At 70.1% G+C, this 18,203-nt stretch carries 15 protein-coding genes; 7 read left to right on the top strand and 8 right to left on the bottom strand.

Annotated elements, in window-relative coordinates; all coding sequences use genetic code 11:
* Positions 1–5: 5 nt before the first annotated feature.
* Genes OEB96_RS38450 through OEB96_RS38435 form a run of 4 tightly spaced genes read right to left on the bottom strand, consistent with a single transcriptional unit; the run spans position 6 to position 6,686 of the window.
* Positions 6–1,097 carry a pentapeptide repeat-containing protein gene (locus tag OEB96_RS38450; RefSeq protein WP_266221877.1) on the bottom strand — a complete coding sequence of 364 codons (1,092 nt, stop codon included), beginning with the start codon at positions 1,095–1,097 and terminating at the stop codon, positions 6–8.
* A complete protein-coding gene (locus OEB96_RS38445) occupies positions 1,094–3,817 on the bottom strand; it encodes a DUF2169 family type VI secretion system accessory protein (RefSeq protein ID WP_266221876.1) in 2,724 nt (907 codons plus the stop codon). The genes OEB96_RS38450 and OEB96_RS38445 overlap by 4 nt, the downstream gene beginning before the upstream one ends.
* A gap of 24 nt (positions 3,818–3,841) precedes the next feature.
* Positions 3,842–4,339 (bottom strand): DUF3592 domain-containing protein, encoded by a 498-nt coding sequence (locus OEB96_RS38440; RefSeq protein ID WP_266221875.1) that lies wholly within the window; start codon positions 4,337–4,339, stop codon positions 3,842–3,844.
* Positions 4,340–4,352: 13 nt separating this feature from the next.
* The gene (locus OEB96_RS38435) at positions 4,353–6,686 is read right to left on the bottom strand and encodes a type VI secretion system Vgr family protein (RefSeq protein ID WP_266221874.1); all 2,334 of its coding nucleotides are present in this window, start codon (positions 6,684–6,686) and stop codon (positions 4,353–4,355) included.
* A 330-nt stretch (positions 6,687–7,016) separates the two neighbouring features.
* Here OEB96_RS38435 and OEB96_RS38430 point away from each other — a divergent pair, with 330 nt between their 5' ends.
* A complete protein-coding gene (locus tag OEB96_RS38430; protein ID WP_323137476.1) occupies positions 7,017–8,072 on the top strand; it encodes an MBL fold metallo-hydrolase in 1,056 nt (351 codons plus the stop codon).
* Here OEB96_RS38430 and OEB96_RS38420 read toward each other — a convergent pair.
* Entirely contained in the window at positions 8,069–9,025 is a 957-nt protein-coding gene (locus OEB96_RS38420; RefSeq protein ID WP_266221873.1) for a hypothetical protein, read from the bottom strand. The two genes, OEB96_RS38430 and OEB96_RS38420, sit on opposite strands and share 4 nt — an antisense overlap.
* A 183-nt stretch (positions 9,026–9,208) precedes the next feature.
* Between OEB96_RS38420 and OEB96_RS38415 the strand changes: the two genes are divergently transcribed.
* Together OEB96_RS38415 and OEB96_RS38410 are read left to right on the top strand one after the other, a co-directional pair.
* A complete protein-coding gene (locus tag OEB96_RS38415) occupies positions 9,209–10,039 on the top strand; it encodes a class I SAM-dependent methyltransferase (protein WP_266221872.1) in 831 nt (276 codons plus the stop codon).
* 232 nt (positions 10,040–10,271) lie between these two features.
* Entirely contained in the window at positions 10,272–10,853 is a 582-nt protein-coding gene (locus tag OEB96_RS38410) for a peroxiredoxin family protein (protein ID WP_266221871.1), read from the top strand.
* An 18-nt stretch (positions 10,854–10,871) separates the two neighbouring features.
* Here OEB96_RS38410 and selD read toward each other — a convergent pair whose 3' ends face one another.
* Positions 10,872–11,927, bottom strand: coding sequence for a selenide, water dikinase SelD (gene selD / locus OEB96_RS38405; RefSeq protein WP_266221870.1), 1,056 nt, complete (start codon positions 11,925–11,927; stop codon positions 10,872–10,874).
* An 86-nt stretch (positions 11,928–12,013) separates the two neighbouring features.
* On the opposite strand from selD, the gene OEB96_RS38400 reads away from it, so the two are divergent.
* Both OEB96_RS38400 and OEB96_RS38395 read left to right on the top strand, forming a co-directional pair.
* Positions 12,014–12,640: a hypothetical protein gene (locus OEB96_RS38400; RefSeq protein WP_266221869.1), complete on the top strand. Its 627-nt coding sequence runs from the start codon at positions 12,014–12,016 to the stop codon at positions 12,638–12,640.
* Positions 12,641–12,643: 3 nt separating this feature from the next.
* Positions 12,644–13,894, top strand: a complete 1,251-nt coding sequence (locus OEB96_RS38395) for a glycosyltransferase (protein ID WP_266221868.1) — start codon at positions 12,644–12,646, stop codon at positions 13,892–13,894.
* A 16-nt stretch (positions 13,895–13,910) separates the two neighbouring features.
* On the opposite strand, the gene OEB96_RS38390 is transcribed toward OEB96_RS38395, so the two are convergent.
* Both OEB96_RS38390 and OEB96_RS38385 read right to left on the bottom strand, forming a co-directional pair.
* Positions 13,911–15,998 carry a caspase family protein gene (locus OEB96_RS38390; RefSeq protein WP_266221867.1) on the bottom strand — a complete coding sequence of 696 codons (2,088 nt, stop codon included), beginning with the start codon at positions 15,996–15,998 and terminating at the stop codon, positions 13,911–13,913.
* 10 nt (positions 15,999–16,008) lie between these two features.
* Positions 16,009–16,665, bottom strand: coding sequence for a hypothetical protein (locus OEB96_RS38385; protein ID WP_266221866.1), 657 nt, complete (start codon positions 16,663–16,665; stop codon positions 16,009–16,011).
* 65 nt (positions 16,666–16,730) lie between these two features.
* Here OEB96_RS38385 and OEB96_RS38380 point away from each other — a divergent pair, with 65 nt between their 5' ends.
* A complete protein-coding gene (locus tag OEB96_RS38380; protein ID WP_323137475.1) occupies positions 16,731–17,306 on the top strand; it encodes an RNA polymerase sigma factor in 576 nt (191 codons plus the stop codon).
* A complete protein-coding gene (locus tag OEB96_RS38375; protein ID WP_266221865.1) occupies positions 17,303–18,196 on the top strand; it encodes a hypothetical protein in 894 nt (297 codons plus the stop codon). Before OEB96_RS38380 ends, OEB96_RS38375 begins: the two co-directional genes overlap by 4 nt.
* The last annotated feature ends 7 nt before the right edge of the window (positions 18,197–18,203 follow it).

Here is an 18,203-nt window from a genome sequence, read left to right as displayed (position 1 = left end):
GGTCCTCACAGCTTGGGTCGCCAGCGCTGCGCGGCGGCGAGCTCGGGGTCGGTACCGAGGGTCACGGAACGGTTGGGGATCACGGCGTCGCGGTCGTCGACCGCGTGGAGGTTGGCGCGAAACATCTTCGCACCGGTGAAGTCGCAGGCGTGGATGTCGGCCTCGGAGAAGTCGGCATAGGTCAGATCGGCGCCCGAGAACACCGCCTCGCCACACTTGGCCCGGTGCAGGATGCACTGGACCATGTCCGCGGCCACGCAGCGGGCCTGCTCGAGCACCGCGTCCACGAACAGCGCCTGCCGCAGCTTGGTCTTGCGCAGGTCGGCCTTGCTCAGGTTGGCGCCCACGAACAGGGCATTGGGTGCGGTGGCCTCGGCCAGCACGGCCTCACCGAGGTTGGCGCCCGTCAAGCCCGCCCCGGTGAGATCGGCCCCGCGCAGGTCGCAGCCGCTGAGATCGGCCTCCGTCAATTGCGACTGCACCAGGCACATGCCCGCGAGGTGCATGCCCGCGAGGTTGGCCTTGATGAGGGTCACGCGCTCGAAGCTCGCCCCCTCCACCAGCACCTCGCGCAGATCGACGCCCAGGAGCGTGACCGAGTCGAGCGGGGTGTTGCGCACGTCGGCGCCCTCGAGCGTGCACTCGAGGAAGGCGCAGCGCACGAGCTTGGCCGCCACCATGCGCGCGCCTCCCAGCGCGCACTTGCTGAACACCGTGGTCCGCAGATCGGCCGCCCGCAGGTCGAGGCCTCCCGCCTGGGCCTCGTAGATCTTGGTCCCCGTCAGCCGTGCTCGCTGCAGATCGGCGCGCTCGAGGCTGCACTTCATCAGCGTGGCCTGGTGGAGGTTGGCCTCGACCAGGCTGGCGCCGTCGAGCTTGCACCCAACGAAGGCGGCCTCGCGCAGATCGGCTCCGTCGAGGTTGGTGCCGGTGAAATCCACCTCGTGGAACACCGCGCCGCCACCCGCGAGGCCGCGAAAGTCACGACCCGAGAGGTCGAGCTGGCGGAGCTCGCGACCGGCGTGGATCCGACGGCCGAGCTCCTCGCCGCTCTGCGGCGGCGACCACTGGGTGGGATCGTCCATGCGCAGGGTCATGTCTCGGCCTTCTGCGCGACGTGGCGCGGGTGGATGCGAACCTTGACCAGCGTGGCCATGTCGAGCTTGACCTCGGCATCGCCCCGGACTCGCGCCATGTCGGCGCCGTAGAGATTGGCCCCCCGCAGATCCGCTCCCTGGATCGTGGCCCGGGCAAGGCTCGCGTGCATGAGGTTGGCCGACATCAGCTCGGCGTTGCGCAGGTCGGACACCTCGAAGCGAGTCCGGCGCGCCACCGCCTGGTAGAGCTTGGCTCCGGCCAGGTTGCACTCGCACAGATCGGCATCGTCGAGCGTGGCCTTGCGCAGATCGGCCCCCACCAGCGAGGTCCCGCGCAGGTTCGCCCCGGTCAGATCGGCCTCACCGAGCATGGCGCCGTCGAGCTGGCACTCCTCCACGAACCGCGCATTGCCGAGCTTGGCCCCGAACAGGCTCACCTCTCGCAGATCGCAGGCCAGGAACGTGCACGACTGGAGCTCGGCACCACCGAAGCTCGAGCCGCGCAGGTCGGCCTTGGAGAACGTGGTCCGCGGCAGCTTCGCCCCGCGAAAGTCGACCCGCTCGAGCACGGCCTCGAGCAGCGCGAGCTGCTCGCCCACGAGCCCGGCCGCGTCGACCTCGCAAAGCCGCACCTTGTAGAGCATCGCGCCGGTCAGGGTCGCGCGGCGCAGCTTGGCCCCCTGCAGCTCGGCCTCGGCCAGGATCGCGTCCCGCAGATCGGCATCGTCGAGCACCGTGCCCTCGAGCTGCGCCTTGCCCAGGTTGGCCTCGCGCAGGCACGCCCCGTCGAAGCGCGCATCGGCCAGGCACGCGTGGGCGAGCACGGCCTCGTCGAGCCGAGCCCCGCGCAGATCGGCCCCCCGCAGATCGGCACTCTCGAACAAGGCCCGGCGCAGATCGGCCCCCCGCAGGTCCATGCCCTGCAGGGTGGCTCCGGTGAAGTTCAAGGTGCCGAAGTCCTCGCCCGCCGCCACCGCCTGCAGCACGCGCTCGCGCGTGGACTCGTGCAGCGACGCGGGCATCGGCGGCGCCGCGGTCTGGTAGTGGGCGGTCTTGCGGTAGGCCGCCATCATGTCGCGCTCGGCCGCGAGCCACTGCTCGAACATCGCCTCGTCGCGCACGATCTCCTCGAGCTCGTCGGCGATGTGCCCCTGCATCCGGCACTCCACCGCGATGCGCTCGAGGTCGGCGAGCTGCCCGGCCGCGGTCCAGGTGGGCGGACCGATCTTGTCGGCCTTCATCTCCTTCTCGAGCGTCTCGCTGGTGAAGCCCTCGATGCCGGCCTCGTCCACCTCGACCGCGATGTCGGCCATCGCCTGGTCCCGCCGTGCCTCGATCTTCGCCTGCTCCTTGGCCGCGTCCTCCTTGATCTTCGCGATGATGTCGGGCAGCTCGTCCAGCTTGGGCTGCTTGGGCGGCGGCTGCGGCATCGTGGGCCCGTGCACGTCGGGATCGAGCCCGTGGCTGGCGACGATCTCCCGCGCCTTCTCGGTCTCGGCCACCATGCGGCGATGGAGGTTCTGCTGGGTCAGCCCCTCGAGCGCCGCCAGCTCCTGGTCCTCGTCGGGCGGCTCGTCGGGCAGCGGATCGAGATCCTCGGGCAGCAGCTCGTGCTCGCGCAGCGCGGCGATGAGGCCATACTCGGGGTCGAGGCGATCGACCACCGCACGCACGTAGTGCTCGACCGGCTTGGGCCGCTCGCCGTGCTCGGCCGCCGCCACCAGCTGCACCACGTCGGCGCCGTCTTCCTCGGCCACGCGCGTCGAGCCCGTCCACACCAGCACCGCACGCTCGAGATCGGGAAGGAACCACAGGGTCCGCAGCTTCAGCTCCACCTCCTCGAGCCGGGTGGGAACACGCCTCGCTGCCGCCTTGTGGGCACCGAAGCTCGGCCGCTCCTGCCCCATCGCATGCGAGCGGCTCAGGAACACCCGGGCCCGCACACGAGGCAGCGTACCGGTGATGTGGGGCAAAGTCGGGTGCAGGTTGTCGAACCGATAGGCCTCGCCGCCCTCCCAGGGCTCCTCGCGCTGCTGGTCGCGCGAGGCCAGGTTGTGGATGCCCCAGTCGATGTCGCGCGCGAACCCGGGGAACTCGTTCTCGAGCCAGCGCTGATCATGGGTGCCGGCCATCGAGCGGCGCTGCGGCCAGCTGATGTCGACCGCCCCGAAGCCCACCGGCTCGGGCCGCCGGCGCGGGTGATCGCAGAGCTCCCGAGGCGACTCCACGTTGGGCAAGGGGCGCATCTTGACGCCGTTGACCTCGACCTCGACCGCGCCCTTGCCCAGCGGATTCTTGGCGAAGTCCGGGCCGCCGTAGGCCTTCTCCCACGACAGCGGCATCTCGGTGAACGGCAGCGGATTGCTGGGGTTGCTGCCGATCCAGTAGCGATCGCCATGGACCAGCGCATCCTTCTTGATGGTCTGGATGGTGCCCACCTCGGCCCGCACCGGCACCTTGGGCTGGGGCACGCCGCGGGGGGCGTACACGATGCCGTTGATCAGGAACTCGCTGCGCAGCTTGGGGATCGCCATGTCGAGCGCCCCCTCGGCCCCCAGCCGCGGCGCCACCACCTTCCACATCTCCACCTCGGAGAGCAGGGTGGTGCCCGGCAGCCCGAGCGGCACGAAGGCCAGCACCGAGACCCCCAGGTGGAACTTGCGCTCGTGCTCGAAGCAGCGACTGAGCACCCCGAGCTTGCCTGGCTTGATGACCTTCACGTGGCCTCACGAAGGGATCAGGGATCAGGGAGTAGGTGCCGGCGCGGCCTCGACCTTCGCGTCCGCCTTGGTGTCCGCCTTCGCGTCCGCCCCCTCTTCCCACAGCCCCGCGATGGCGATGTCGTACGGGTCGGCGGCGTCGTAGCGAACGTCGAGCTTGGCCCCGCGCTCGTACTCCTGCAGCTCCCGGGCATCGAGCACCAGGGTGATCTTGGCGTCGTAGGGCTCGCCGGTCTGGGGCGTCACCTTCAGCGTGAATTCGACCTCGGGGTTGCGGTTGTAGCGATTGCCCGTGTCGACCACCTCGAGGATCTCGGCGACCGCCGGCTCACCGCTGCGCAGCAGCTGGTTCTGGTGCTGCGTGGCGCACATCTGGCTGCCGAACACGAGGCTCGCCACGGTGAGGATCACCCCGAGCACCACGAACGGCACGAAGCGCGCCGGGTTGCTGGCGTTGGACGGCGTGGAGCCTTCGGCCTTGGCGTCGGCGTTGGAGTCGGAGGATTCGGAAGCGTCCGTCATGCTCGGCCTTCGCTCAAAGGATCGACAACAGGCCGAAGGTATGCAAGCCGACGTAGCCCTGCTGCAGCGCCTGACCCACGGTCTTGATCTCGGCGGGGATGTTGCTGGCCTCGGCCGTGGTGAAGGTGAGCGCCATCCCGGTGTGCTCCATCTTGATGTTGGTGTGGGCCATGGCCATCCCCACCAGGTCGAGCTTGATGGCGGCGATGCCGATCTGCCAGCTGAACGCATCGCCCTGCCCGCCGCCGAACTTCCAGAAGTCCTGGTCCACGGTCTTGGTGCCGCCCGGCGCGAGCACGGTGAAGCCTCCGGGGGCGATCATCTTCATGCCCGCGGCCGCGGTCATGGTGATGCCCCCGACCGCGGTGACCTCGTAGGTGGCAGGCGTGGTCACCGAGACCCCGCCGGTGATCGTCTGGCTCAGCGAGCCGGTGATCGAGTCGGTCTGGCTGCCCGAGATCGTGTGGGACACGCTGCCGCCGATGGTCTCGGTCTGGTTGGACGAGATGTCGCGCGTCTCGTTGGCCGAGAACGTCTCGGTCACGTCGCCGGTCACCGTGCGCGTCTCCGTGCCGTCGACCGTCTCCTCGAAGTTGCCCTTGACGTGCACGGTGCGGTTGCCCCCCACCGTCATCTGCTGATCCACGTCGACGATCTCGGTTTGGTTGTTGTGCACCGTGTTGGTCTGATCGTGGTCGACCTCGGTGTCGTGATCGTTGAGGACCTTCTCGTTGAAGTCCTTTTGCGCGTGCAGGAAGATCTCCTCGGCCCCGGCCGCGTCCTCGAAGCGCAGCTCGTTGAAGCCGCCCCCTCCCGGGGTGCTGTTGGACTTGATGGTGCTCTTGGTCTTCTCGTCGGGCAGCGGGTAGGGCGTGGAGTGAGAGCCGTTGTAGAGGCACCCCGTGACCACCGGACGGTCGGGATCACCGTCGATGAAGGTCACCGCCACCTCCATGCCGATGCGCGGCAGGAACACGAAGCCCCAGCCGTTGCCCGACCACGGCTGCACCACCCGGATGAAGCACGAGCTGTTCTCGTCGCTCGCCCCGCCCCGATCCCAGTGGAACTGCACCTTGATGCGGCCGTGCTCGTCCGTGTAGATCTCCTCCCCCGCCGGCCCGACCACGGTGGCCGTCTGCATGCCGCTGATCCGCGGCCGCGGGCGATGGCGAGCCGGCCGCCACGAGGTGGCGATGGGGAGCACCTCGAAGCGGTTGACGTAGTGCTCGCCGGGAACGTCGCCCTGGCCCAGGCTCCCGGCTCGGTGCTCCACGGACACCACCAGGTACTGGCCGTCGAGATCCTCCTGGGGATGGTCGACCAGCTCGACCTTGGTGGCCGGCGTGAGCAGGGTGGCGGTGCTCGTCCCGCGGCAGCGCACCGCGTCGCGCTGGTGGAGCTGGCGGCGCAGCAGGGTCTGGCGCTCCACGGCCGCGAAGTCGAGCCCCTCGCTGCGATAGCCGTAGAGGGTGGTCGGCTCCTCGTGCTCGTAGATCTCGCGCTCGGGCGCGAGCGCCCCGCCGTTGGGCGAGGTCAGCCCGGCGACCTCGGCGTTCTCGGCCTTCTGCAGCGAGCCGGGCGCGAGCCAGTCGAACACCATGGTGCGGGCGACGGTGGGCTGCAGCTTGGAGCCCCGGGAGAAGTCGTAGATGTTCTCGTGCATGGCCGGGCTGCCGTCGCGCGTGACCATCGGCAGCACGCCTTCGTTGTTGCCGAAGCTCTGCAGCGGGGAGTAGGCCGCATCGCTGTCGAACAGCTCGAGGATCTCCGCCTCTCCCTCGTGCTCGAAGTAGTAGCCGATGCCGTTCTCCTCCATCAGCCGCTCCACGAACGCCAGATCGGTCTCACGGTACTGCACCGTGTACTCCTGCGGCGGGTACTCACCCGACAAGAAGCTCTGATCGGCGGTGCGCTCGTAGGGCGAGAGCCCCTCGTCGAGCACCTCCTGGAGGATCTGCGGCACCGTCATGTCCTGGAAGATGCGGCTGGTCTTGCGCTGCCCCAGGGCCAGCAGGGCGGGGACCACCACGATGGTGGTGATCATGTCGTCGTGGTCGATCGACCCGTCCTCGACGGAGTAGACGATCCCGCACAGGTCGCGGCACTGCGCCCCGCGCTCCACGGTGATGGTCACCGAGGTCCCCAGCAGCACGGCCGGCTCGGCCGTGAGGTCGTGCGTGACCAGCTGCAGACGAATCATGTAGGGTTCGTTGAAGCGCTCGGAGAACACCATCCCCGAGACCAACCACTCGGCGGTGTCGACCGAGGGCCAGAGATTGATGCGCACCGGTTGCATCTCGCCGTCGCTCATGAGGACCTCACCACGCGCGGAGATGGCTGCTGCCATCGCACTACGTCCATTTTCCGCCCTGGGTCGGATAGCGTCGATTCGGACCCACTGTCAACCGCCGTGAGCGGGCGTACGCGCTCATGAGGGGGCTCCTGAGCGCTCGCAAGGGGGGACTCATGGAAGGACTCGTAGGGAGCGTGCGAGCCCGCGCCGGGGCGTTCTCGCGCCCTGGCGTGCGCGTTGCTGGCCTCGAGGGTCCCGTGCGCTACATGATGAACCGTACCCGCTCGTGGGCGCGCATCGGCGTCGACCCCGTCCACTTCACCGTCTCGTCCCAGCCCCACGCCGCTCGAGCCCCGCACCACCCCGATGGAGAGGACCCTCGCCATGTTGTTCCGCCAGCTCTACGACGCCGAAACCTCCACCTACACCTACTTGCTCGCGGACGAGGACACGCGCGAGGCCGTGCTCATCGACCCGGTCAAGGAGCAGGTCGATCGCGATCTCCAGCTCGTGGCCGAGCTCGGGCTCGAGCTCGTCCACACGCTCGAGACCCACGTCCACGCCGATCACATCACCGGGGCCTCGGAGATCCGCCAGCGCCTGGGCACGCGCTCGGTGGTCGCGGCCGAGGGCGGGGCCGGCTGCGGCGACGTGCACGTCGTCGATGGCGATCGGGTGTCGTTCGGCCGACACGCCCTCCTCGTGCGCACCACCCCGGGCCACACCAGCGGCTGCCTGAGCTTCGTGCTCGACGACGAGTCGATGGTGTTCACCGGCGATGCCTTGCTCATCCGCGGCTGCGGGCGCACCGACTTCCAGCAGGGCGACTCGCACGCGCTCTACCGCTCCGTGCACGACAAGCTGTTCTCGCTGCCCGACCGCACGCTCGTCTACCCCGGCCACGACTACCGGGGGTGCACCGCCAGCTCGGTGGGCGAGGAACGCACGCACAACCCTCGCCTGGGCGGCGGCAAGACCGAGGAGGAGTTCGTGGAGATCATGAGCAACCTGCGGCTCGCCCAGCCCAAGAAGATCGACGTGGCGGTCCCCGCCAACCTCAACTGTGGCGTGCGCGCGCTCGCCACCGCCGAGGCGTCGCCCGGCGGATCGCCGTTCGTTCCCGGCGAGGTGGTCGAGGTCGAGCCCGCGTGGGTGGCCGCCAACGCGCAGAGCGTGTTCCTGGTCGACGTGCGCGAGCGCGACGAATTCCACGGCGAGCTCGGCCGAGTCGCGGGCGCCGTGCTGGCCCCGCTGGCCGCGGTGCCCGAGACCGCCAAGAGCTGGGAGCCCGGTCAGCCCGTCGTCACCATCTGCCGCTCGGGCGGCCGCAGCCTCCACGCCGCCCACGCCCTGCGCGAGCTGGGCTTTCGCGAGGTCGCCAGCATGCGCGGCGGCATGCTGGCCTGGAACGAAGCCAACCTCCCCAAGGTCACCGGCTAATTCGGCGGCATGAAGTTGTCGCAGGCCACGTCGATGACCGAGACGGCTTGGGTGAACACGGGGCTGTAGTCCAGCTCGCATACCCCGCCCACCAGGCCGTTGGCGCCGAACATGTTGGTGAAGTCGACGATGTTGACCCCGTCGTAGACGGTCGATCCGGGCGGGCATGGGCCGCCCACCGCGTTGACCAGCGAGACCACCACCACGTTCTCGGGGATGCCCCCCTTGGCGGCGACCACCGCGTCGTACCAGTCCCCCGGGGTGCCCGCCGACGTCATGCCCTCCGGGTCGCCCACCCCGTCGTACTCATCGGTGATGATCACGAGCACGAGCAGCGCATCCTCGCGAATGAAGCCTTCGTTGCACCCGCCGGCCATGGCCAGGGGCAACGACGGATCGACCGCGTCCAGCATGGCCTGCATGGTGAGCTCGTAGCCGTTGCCGCTGGTGCCCACCTGCGCCGCACAGGCAAAGCTGACCGCGAGATCATCGATCTCCGTCATGTAGTTGTTGCCCGCGTCGTAGGGCCCACACACCATGTTGCTCGACTGGCCGCCGCCGGTCTTGGTCACCAGGCCACCCAACACGCTGCAGCCCGGCACCGCGTTGTTGTAGGAGTAGGCGTCGGTCGTGACCACGCCGAGGTTGTACTCCTCGACCGTGTCGAGCGTGCCCTGGATCGCCGCGATGAACCCGGGGAAGCTGTTGACCAGGTTGACCTGCTCCTCGTACATCGAGCCCGAGTTGTCGATCACGAACAAGAAGTCGACCTTGCCGCACGGCCCTTCGGACATCGGCGCCTCGGGAATGATCCCGAGGTCGAAGTAGACCGTGGGCCCGGTGTCGACCTCGCCCTCGCTGCTGCCGGCCGTGGTTGCATCGGCCATCGTCGTCATCGCGGTGGTCATCGGCATGCCCGAGGTCGAGGGATCCTCGCCCGTGGTCGTGGGCATGGCCGTCGTCAGCATCGGGCCGTTGGTGCTGGCCTCCGACGAAGTGTCGTCCTCACCCGCTTGGGTGCCACATGCGACCACGGTGCAAACCAGCGCCCCCAAAAGCATGCTCCTTCGCGTGCTCATCCCCCTGCTCCTGTCCAGGCCACGGGCGATCCTATCACCCTGCTACCCTCCCGGGCCATGAGCCGCAAAGGCCTCGCCCTTCCCTCGCTCTGCTGCCTCCTCGGCGTCTCGCCGCTCCCCTCCGGCTGTGCCAAGGGTCCCGGTCCGACCACCGCCCCCGACCCGAACCAGGGCGCGAGCCCGAGCGAGCACGCGCACGGCGGCCACGCGCACCACGGCCACGCGCACGGCGGCCACGCGCACCACGGCCATCACGCAGGCGGCCCCAATGCAGCGCACGATGGACACGGACATGCACACGACCATCGCTTCGAAGACGCCGAGGAGTGGGCCAAGCACTTCGACGATCCCTCGCGCGACCAGTGGCAGCGACCGCAAGCCGTGCTCGACTTCATCGCTCCCGCCCCGGACGCCGTGGTGGCCGACCTCGGCGCGGGCACGGGCTACTTCGCGGTGCACTTCGCTCGACGCGTACCCCGAGGCAAGGTGCTCGCCAACGACATCGAGCCCGACATGGTGCGATACATGGGCGAACGTGCGACCAAGGAAGGCCTTGGCAATCTCGTACCCGTTCAGGGCAAACCCGACGACCCTGCGCTGCCGGAGGCGGTCGACATCGCGTTCATGTGCGACGTGGCCCACCACATCGCGGATCGCCCCGCCTTCTTCCGCAAGGTGGCGAGCCAGCTGCTCGAGGGAGGCCGCGTGGTGATCGTGGACTTCGAGAAGGACGCCCCCGACGACGTGCCGGGACCTCCCCCCGCGATGCGCATCGATGCGGATGCACTGGCCACCGAGCTCCGCCAGGCTGGCCTCGCGGTGACCCGCTTGGATCACGACACGCTGCCGTACCAGTACATCCTCGAGCTGAAGATCGCCGATCGCTAGGTCTCCGCTACGGCCGTTACGGCCTCATCGGGGACACCCCTCGAATTTGAGCGGAAACCCTACCTTGACGGGGTTGGGAGCCCCGGATAGCTTGATGATTGGGTCGCTCGCGACACGTAATCGGGCGCACCGTGGCGACGATCCATTGGCAGTCCAACCCGGTGGCATTGGCGGCCCTCGGCCACGTCGCGCACGAGCCGAGCCTTCGCTTCCCTGACCCTTAGGAGACCCCATGGAGCGCATCTGGCTGCACGACACCCTCGAGGCCCACCCCGCCCCGGCGCTGGCCGGGAGCCTGTGGTTCAACACCGAGCGGGCACCCTCGCTCGACGAGCTCCGCGGCAAGGTCGTGGTCCTGGTGGCCTTCCAGATGGTCTGCCCCGGCTGCGTGCTCCATGCCCTGCCCCAGGCCGCGCGCATCCGGGCCTCGTTCGAGTCCGAGCACGTCGAGGTCCTCGGGCTCCACGTCGCGTTCGATCACGACGATCCCGTCAAGCCGCGAGTGCTCGACCAGTTCCTCACCGAGTACGGGGTGGAGATCCCGGTGGGGTTCGACGACCCCGACTTCGACGGCCAGCTCCGCCTCACCGATGCCTACGGCTTTGCGGGCACGCCGTCGCTGGTGCTCATCGATCGCGAGGGCCTGGTGCGGGCGCACGTGTTCGGGCGCCCCTCCGATCTGCTCGTCGGCGCCGCCATCGGCAGCCTGCTGGTCGAGGAGCGCATGCGCTCCGTGGCGCGCACGCGCCCTCGGCTGCTGCGCTCGGTGTCGAACGCCGGGCTCGAGCTGCCCGAAGGCTGGGCTCCACGCTGAAGGCCGGGCGCGGGCGGGCTAGCGCACCGCAATCGGCTTGGGTCCCAACGGCGCCTCGCACAGCTCGCCCACGCAGGTGGCGTGCTGCACCCCGCGCTCGTGCAGCGCGCTCATGAGCGCCTCGCTGCGCTCGGACGCCACGGCGATGAGCAGGCCCCCCGAGGTCTGGGCATCGCACAGCAGCAGCTCGTCGGCTTCCTGCAGGCCCTCGCCCCACGCGACCGACTCGGCCAGGAAGCGTCGGTTGGCGTGAGTGCCCCCCGGGGCGATCCCCTGACCCACGTAGGTCAGTGCCGCCTCGAGCACCGGAACCCGCGCCCGCTCGATCACCGCCCCGCAGCCGGAGGCCCGCACGATGTTGCGTAGGTGCCCCAGCAGGCCGAAGCCCGTGATGTCGGTCGCCGCATGGACTCCGGCCTCTCCCACCCCGACCGCGATCATCGCCTCGGCCGCGGCTCGGTTGAGGGTGGCCATCACCGCGATCGCATCCCCGATCGCCCCGAGCGAGTCCTCGTCGTTCTTGGCCGCGGTGGTCACGATTCCGGTGCCGATGGGCTTGGTGAGGATCAAGCGGTCGCCGGGCCGACCACCCGCGTTGCTCACCACGCGCTGCGGGTGCACCAGGCCCGTCACCGCCAGCCCGTAGATCGGCTCCTCGCTCTTGATGGTGTGACCACCCACGAGATCGATGCCCGCCTCCCGGGCCTTCTCGGCGCCGCCGCGGAGGATCTCGCCCAGGATCTCGACCTCGAGCTCGGCCGGAAAGCCCACCAGGTTCAGCGCCGTCAGCGGCCGACCGCCCATGGCATACACGTCGCTGAGCGCGTTGGCGGCCGCGACCGCCCCGAAGTCGTAGGGGTCGTCGACGATCGGGGTGAAGAAGTCGGTGGTCAGCACCAGCGCCCGCTCGTCGTCGAGCCGATACACCGCGGCATCGTCGGCGGTGGCGCTGCCCACCAGCACCTGCGGATCGGTGACGGGGGGGAGGCGCTGCAGCAGCGGAAACAGGTAGCCGGGAGGCTGCTTGGCGGCGCAGCCGGCCCGCTTGGCGGTCTTCGTCAGTCGAATGGCCATGGACGTGCGCGGGAGTATACGAGCCAACGCCAGCGACCGCGACGCGGGCCTGCACCGGTCCCCCTGGCCCTCTACGATCACGAGTCATGATTCGGGGCCGCCATCACTTCGAACCAATCGAGTCCTCGAGCGCTCGACGCTCGTTCAAGCACCGCTACGAGACCTGCGTGCGCGAGCGCTCGAAGGGCAGGATCGAGACCACCGTCGAGGAAGCCTACCTCGAGCGCGCCCGCGTGACCGGGCTGTTCGACGCTCGCGGCGAGCTGGTCGGAGGGTTCGTCATCAATGCCACGTCGCCGCTGCTGCTGCTCGGACCGCTGCCCCCGGCCGTGCGCGAGGACTGGCTGGCGCGGCACCCCGAGCCCACGCAGTGCGAGCTCGTGGCGATCTGGAAGGCACCCGCGATCAGCCAGGCCGTCTCCGCCATGGTGCTGTGGCCGCGAATCGTGCACGATTGCGTGCGGATGGGCCGCAGCCACATCCTCGGGCTCGGCTACGACAATCGCATGAACGAGATCTACGGCATCGCCAGGCCGGTACGGATCTACGCCGGACCGCGGGCCGACAAGCCGCAGCTCCAGCAGCACGTGAGCGTCTATGCCTTCACCCCGCTGTCGATCACGCTGACCTACTGCACCAACGTGGTGACCGAGCTGCTCTTCGAACCAGCCCGGCGCATGGCCAGGAAGCTGCGCGCGCAGGTGACGAGGTAGCCGATGCGCTGGCAGATGTTCTGCGTGGGCTCCCGCGGCGACGTCCAGCCGTTCGTGGCCCTGGGGCGTGCTCTGGTCGACCAGGGCCATACCGTCCGGATCGCCGCGTTCGAACCCCATCGCGCGCTCGTGCAGGCCCATGGGCTCGAGCTCACCACGCTCGGCCCGCTGCCGGATGAATTCGCCGGCCCACGTCGCTCGCCGCCATTCATCGGCCTTGGCGGTCGAGCGCTGTTCTGGGGCCTGGTCCGGCGCGTGCTCGCACGCTACCTCCCGCGCTTCGCCGAGGTCGCCGACGGAGCAGACGCGCTGATGTACTCGGGCCTCGCGTTCGTGGTCCATCACCTGGCCGAGCGGCTCGACGTTCCCACCGTCTCCGTCGCGCTCGTGCCCCACGTGCCCACGCGTGCGTTCGTCGATCCCTTCTTCGCCGGTCATCCGCTCGCCCGCGTGCCGGCGTTTCGCCGCCTGACCGGCCAGGCCGAGCGTGCATTGATGCTGGGGCTGTGTGCCGGACCCGTGGCACGCTGGCGCAGCTCGCTGGGCCTGCCCCCGGTCCCGCGCGGCGGCTGGCTCGCCCACCGCGAGCGCATGGTCACCCACGAGCTGCTGGCCTACAGCGAGCTGCTCCTTCCACGCCCCGCGGACTGGCCGAAGAAGGTCGTCGTCACCGGCTTCTGGCACCAGGACGCACGGCACCGGAACGACGCGCACCCCGACGTCGAGCAATTCCTCGGTCGTGGCCCCGCGCCGATCCTCGTCGGCTTCGGCAGCATGAGCCCCGGCACCACGGCGGCCCGCTTCCGGGCCGTGCTGGGCGCGGCGGCGGATCTCGGTGAGCGCGTGCTCGTCATCGCACCGCAGGGGCCCGTGGACATCGAGGGCATCGCCAGGCGGGCCGGTCTTGGCTCGCGGAGCTTCTTGCGGGTCGACGAGCTCTCGCACGCGTGGGTGCTGCCCCGGGTCGCGCTCGCAATCCACCACGGTGGCATCGGCACGCTGGGCGCAGTGGTGCGCGCCGGCACACCATCGGTGGTGATGCCCCATGACTACGATCAGTTCTTCTGGGGCGAGCGCGTCGAGCGGCTCGGGATCGGGGTGGCGCGGGCGCGTGGCCGGCCGGCAACGCGCGCGTGGGTGCGACGCGCGATCCGAGACGCTCGATGCGAGCCGGTCGCGGCGCGGGTCACCAGCCTGGCCCGAGCCCTGGCCGCCGAGGACGGCGTGGCCACTGCGGTGCGCGTGCTCGGATGAGGATGGGTGCCCGAACTCAGAACCGCAGACCCGCCACGAACCCGGGCCACACGCGCACGCGGAATCGGTCGGTCAGGCTGGTGTAGTCCAGCATGGACGCCTGGTAGAACCCCGGCCGGGGCAGCACATCCACCGTGTCGAGCTCGACCAGCGCATCGAGGGTGGGGCCGCCGAACAGCGCGAGGCGTTCGAACGCCTGCCATCCAAAGGTCAGGCGCAGCTTGCCCAGGGCGGCCGGGGAACGCACGCCGTCGAAGCCGCGGAAGGAGGCCAGGACGACGAGGTCGAGGTCGAAGAACAGCTTCTTGGGCAGCCAGAAGCGACCACCGAAGCCCAGGCCCGCCGCCCAGCCCCCGTTGGTCCGCGAGGGCTCCACCTCGACGGCCAGCATCGAGTAGGTACGCCGGGCCGGAAACCGCAGCCCCACCTGGATGTCGGCGGTGTCACCGGAGGAGATCTCGGGGTGCACCCCACCCTCCCGCGTGATCGACAGCAGCCCCACCGCCGCATCGGCCGAGCGCGAGAAGTTGAAGAAGCCGACCTGCGCCCCGCGGACCTCGCGGCCCACGTTGACGATGCCGAGCTGGGCTCCCCGCACGAAGCCCGCCGTGTTCACCACGCCCAGCTGCGCCCCGGGCACGACCTCCTTGGCATGGTTGACCATCGCTGCCTGCACGCCACGGATCTGCGTGGCGTGGTCGAACACACCCGCGAGCTGGAGCCCCTCGGCCTCGCCGGCCACGTTGCCGACCAGTGACAGCTGCGCGCCTTCGAGGTGCTCGTCGACCACGCTCACCCCGAACGAGCCCGAGACCCCATCGACGCGAGCGGCCCGGCCCCATACCCCGGACACGCCGATGCGGTTGCGGATCTTCTTGCCGCTGCGATCCTGGCCGTTGATCGACAGCGAGGGCCAAAGCCCGATGTCGAACGGGATCTCCTGATACTCGTCGTCCGCCCCGGTCGGGGCGGCACCGGGCTCGTCGCCGCGTCGCACGGTCGACTCGGGCTGGACCCGGGCCAGCGCCGCGGGCTCGAGCACGGCACGACCCCCGTCGGCCACGGTCAGCTCGGCGCGCCACAGCGCCGTGCCATCGTCGACGGTGATCTGATAGCGACCCGGCTCGAGCGCGAGGATCACGGGCGCGCCGCCCACGGGCTTGTAGAGCTCGGCCGCGAGCTGCCCCGGCCCTCGCGAGGACACGCTGCGCACCGAGATCCGCCCCCCCACGTCCTGGGCCAGCTCGAGCCGGGCCGAGGTCTCGCGCAGATCGGTCATGACCAGGTCACCCGAGCCCGCGAGCTGGATGTCGTAGGCCGCGTGCTGGGCCCCGCCGCGGGTGGCCTCGGTGCGCGCGAGGGTCTCCTCGAACGCGAACTGGTAGGCCTCCGACAGCGTGATCAGACGATCGCCGTCCACGTCGGCCGCCCCGCGCAGGCCGGTGGTGAAGTAGTGGGTGAAGAACGAGCCCCCCACGCGATCGCTCTCCTGTGCCGCCTCGTCGACCGAGCTCGAGGTGAGGAAGGCGTGCCCCTTGACCTCGGCGGCGGGGCTGACCAGGAACGGCGCGCGCTTGGTGCCGCCCTTTTGGCGGGTGAACGCACCCGAGGCGCACGAGTCGAGCACGGCGATGCGCACGTCGGCCGGCACCGCCTGCACGCGCTCGCGCAGCTCGCGGTAGCGCAGGCGCTCGCCCGCCAGCAGCAGGCCTTCTTCGTCGGAGTGGCCCGAGTAGTAGAACACCAGCTGCACGTGCTGCCCGCCGCGACGGGCGGCCCGGATCCGCTGCGACACCTGCTCGATGGCCTCGAACAGCTGCGCGGGGCTGGGATCCACCAGGCTCACCATGTCGCTGGCCGCCACCCCGCCAAAGCGCTCGAGCACCGAGCCGACGGCCGCGGCATCGCTGGCAGCATAGCGCAGCACCACGCGATCGCTGCCGCCATCGTTGGCCCCCACCACCACCGCGAAGCGACGCACGGTGAGCACGGGGCCCGGCATGGCGGCCGCGGCTCGGCCCGCGGCCATCGCCACGCCGCCACGAGCCCCGGCGAGCACCAGGGCCAACAGCAGCAGGCAGACGACGGAGCCGAGGCGGTTCATGGGGTCCCGTTCATGGTTCCTTGTGCAAGAGGATCGAGCTCTGCCGCCAGCGCTCGGGCAGCGGCAGCGGGGAGTCTCGCGCAGCCGTGCCCCTCTTTGCGAGGCTGGCCGCCGCATTCATCACCGTGATGGCCGCGAGCGGCTCGTCACCGGAGGTCACGAACACGAAGCGCTCGTACGATCGGGCATCGTCGAGCTCGTAGGCGTGATCGAGCGCATGCTGGCCGCGCGACACCAGGATCGAAGGAACATCGGCCCGAGTCGGGTGATGCAGCGTGACCAGGCCCGCACCATCGAGGGAGACCACCACGCCGTTGCGGTTGCCCGCCGCCACGTAGCTTATCTGGATCAGATCGCCGGCCCGCGCCATCGCTCCGTCGGAGAGCTGCTCCACTGCACCGCCGCGCTGCCGATGGAGCAACAGGTGGGGGGCCAGACCCTTGATGCGGACCGGCTCGTCGCTGGACCCGGGCTCGGGGTCCGTCGCGGACCCGGGATCGACCTCGCCGCTCGCTTCGGGAGCCCGCTCGGTCGGCGTGCACCCTCCGCCCACGCCCACCCCCACGCCCAGCGTCAGCGCAATTCGCGCAACCAACGCAATCAACGCAACCCCGCGCGGAGGCCCGATCCGGGGCCGACGGCGGAGCGCGAGGCGAAACCGAAGCATCGTCACCGGGTCCAACACCGCCGCGAGCCCCGGGTGTCACCCGGTTGAGAATTCGGCGGGCAGGGGTGACGCTCCCTCGCACCGCCGGTGTTTCGCTCACCGGGACGCTGGAGCTGCTCTCCTTGGCCGTCGACGTCGAAGCGATGTACCGCCGCTATGGACCCATGGTCCTGCGACGCTGCCGGCAGATTCTGGGGGATCCGCAGCAGGCGAGTGACGCCATGCAGGACGTATTCGTGCAGATCGTGCGACGCAAGGAGCAGCTCGACGACCGGGCCAGCTCGAGCCTGCTCTATCGCACCGCCACCAACATCTGCCTCAACCGGCTGCGCTCGCAGCGACGCAAGCCGTCCGAGCCCGCCAGCGAGACCATCGCCCGTCTCGCCGCCGCAGGCGAGGAGGTCGATCGCGGCGAGGCCCGGGCCGTGCTGCGGCGGCTGTTCGGCGGCGAGCCCGAGTCGACCGCCACCATCGCCATGCTGCACCTCCACGATGGGCTCACCCTCGAGGAGACCGCGGCCGAGGTGGGCATGAGCGTGAGCGGGGTTCGCAAGCGCCTTCGCAAGCTCAAGGCCACGCTCGGCGACCTGGCCCACGCGACCGCCGACGGCATGGGCACGACCTCGGAGGCTCGGCCATGAGCACCAACGCCAGCCACGAGGGCGAGCCGCGGGTGCCCGATCTGATGCTCGAGAAGCTCGCGCTGGGCGAGCTGCCCGAGGCCCGCGCGAGCGCGCTGCGGCAGCGGCTCGAGGCGGAGGGCGACGAGCGGCTCGCGGCGATCGAGCGCTCGAACGCGGAGATCCTGCGCGAGCACCCACCCGACGAGGTCGCGGCCGCGGTGCACCGCCGGCTGGCCCGGCTCGACCATGACCGAGACGCGGAGCAGCGTGGCCGGCCGCGAGCGGGGTGGATGATGTGGGCACCGGTCGCGGCTGCGGCCGGCGTGCTGCTGGTCTGGACGCTCGGTCGCGACGGCGACGGAGGCGGCGGAGTCGACGAGGGTGGCGCGATCGAGGGCGAGCCCACGCTGATCGCGAAGGCCGATCCCGAGCACCCCGCGGCCGATGGAGGCACGGCGCCCGAGCAGATCTTCCTCAAGGGCGATCCGGTGCTGTCGATCGATCGCGTGCACGAGGGCCGCCCCGAGCGCATGAGCGAGGGCGCCAGGGTGGCGCAGGGCGAGCTGTTGCAGGTCACCTACAACGCCAAGGGCGCCCAGCAAGGGGTGATCGTGTCGATCGACGGCGCGGGCGTGGCCACCCTGCACTTCCCGGCCAGCGAGGGCGACGATCCCCGGCTCGCGCACGGCGGGCCGATCCCGCTGTCGGAGAGCTACGAGCTCGACGATGCGCCTGGCTTCGAGCGCTTCTTCTTCGTCACGGTGGATGGCGGCGAGGTGCGGCTGTCGGTGGCGCGTGTGATGGAGGCCGCACGAGCGCTCGCGACGAGCGAGCAGGCTCGCGATGGCGAGCTGGAGCTGCCGCAGGATTGGCGCCAGCAGTCGATCCGACTCGACAAGGATGAATAGGGGGCGA

This window comes from Paraliomyxa miuraensis (assembly GCF_026337845.1).
Classification (GTDB): Bacteria; Myxococcota_A; Polyangia; order Nannocystales; family Nannocystaceae; genus Paraliomyxa; species Paraliomyxa miuraensis.
Note: the sequence above shows the minus strand (reverse complement) of the source record. Positions and strands in the feature narration are given on the sequence as shown.

Excerpts from the sequence above, each read along its gene's own strand:
- OEB96_RS38415 (WP_266221872.1), top strand. The coding sequence starts at position 9,209 with ATGAGCCGCAAAGGCCTCGCCCTTCCCTCGCTCTGCTGCCTCCTCGGC.
- OEB96_RS38435 (WP_266221874.1), bottom strand. The coding sequence starts at position 6,686 with ATGGCAGCAGCCATCTCCGCGCGTGGTGAGGTCCTCATGAGCGACGGC.
- OEB96_RS38410 (WP_266221871.1), top strand. The coding sequence starts at position 10,272 with ATGGAGCGCATCTGGCTGCACGACACCCTCGAGGCCCACCCCGCCCCG.
- OEB96_RS38375 (WP_266221865.1), top strand. The coding sequence starts at position 17,303 with ATGAGCACCAACGCCAGCCACGAGGGCGAGCCGCGGGTGCCCGATCTG.
- OEB96_RS38420 (WP_266221873.1), bottom strand. The coding sequence starts at position 9,025 with ATGCCCACGACCACGGGCGAGGATCCCTCGACCTCGGGCATGCCGATG.
- OEB96_RS38400 (WP_266221869.1), top strand. The coding sequence starts at position 12,014 with ATGATTCGGGGCCGCCATCACTTCGAACCAATCGAGTCCTCGAGCGCT.
- OEB96_RS38430 (WP_323137476.1), top strand. The coding sequence starts at position 7,017 with ATGTTGTTCCGCCAGCTCTACGACGCCGAAACCTCCACCTACACCTAC.
- OEB96_RS38395 (WP_266221868.1), top strand. The coding sequence starts at position 12,644 with ATGCGCTGGCAGATGTTCTGCGTGGGCTCCCGCGGCGACGTCCAGCCG.
- OEB96_RS38390 (WP_266221867.1), bottom strand. The coding sequence starts at position 15,998 with ATGAACCGCCTCGGCTCCGTCGTCTGCCTGCTGCTGTTGGCCCTGGTG.
- selD (WP_266221870.1), bottom strand. The coding sequence starts at position 11,927 with ATGGCCATTCGACTGACGAAGACCGCCAAGCGGGCCGGCTGCGCCGCC.
- OEB96_RS38385 (WP_266221866.1), bottom strand. The coding sequence starts at position 16,665 with ATGCTTCGGTTTCGCCTCGCGCTCCGCCGTCGGCCCCGGATCGGGCCT.
- OEB96_RS38450 (WP_266221877.1), bottom strand. The coding sequence starts at position 1,097 with ATGACCCTGCGCATGGACGATCCCACCCAGTGGTCGCCGCCGCAGAGC.
- OEB96_RS38440 (WP_266221875.1), bottom strand. The coding sequence starts at position 4,339 with ATGACGGACGCTTCCGAATCCTCCGACTCCAACGCCGACGCCAAGGCC.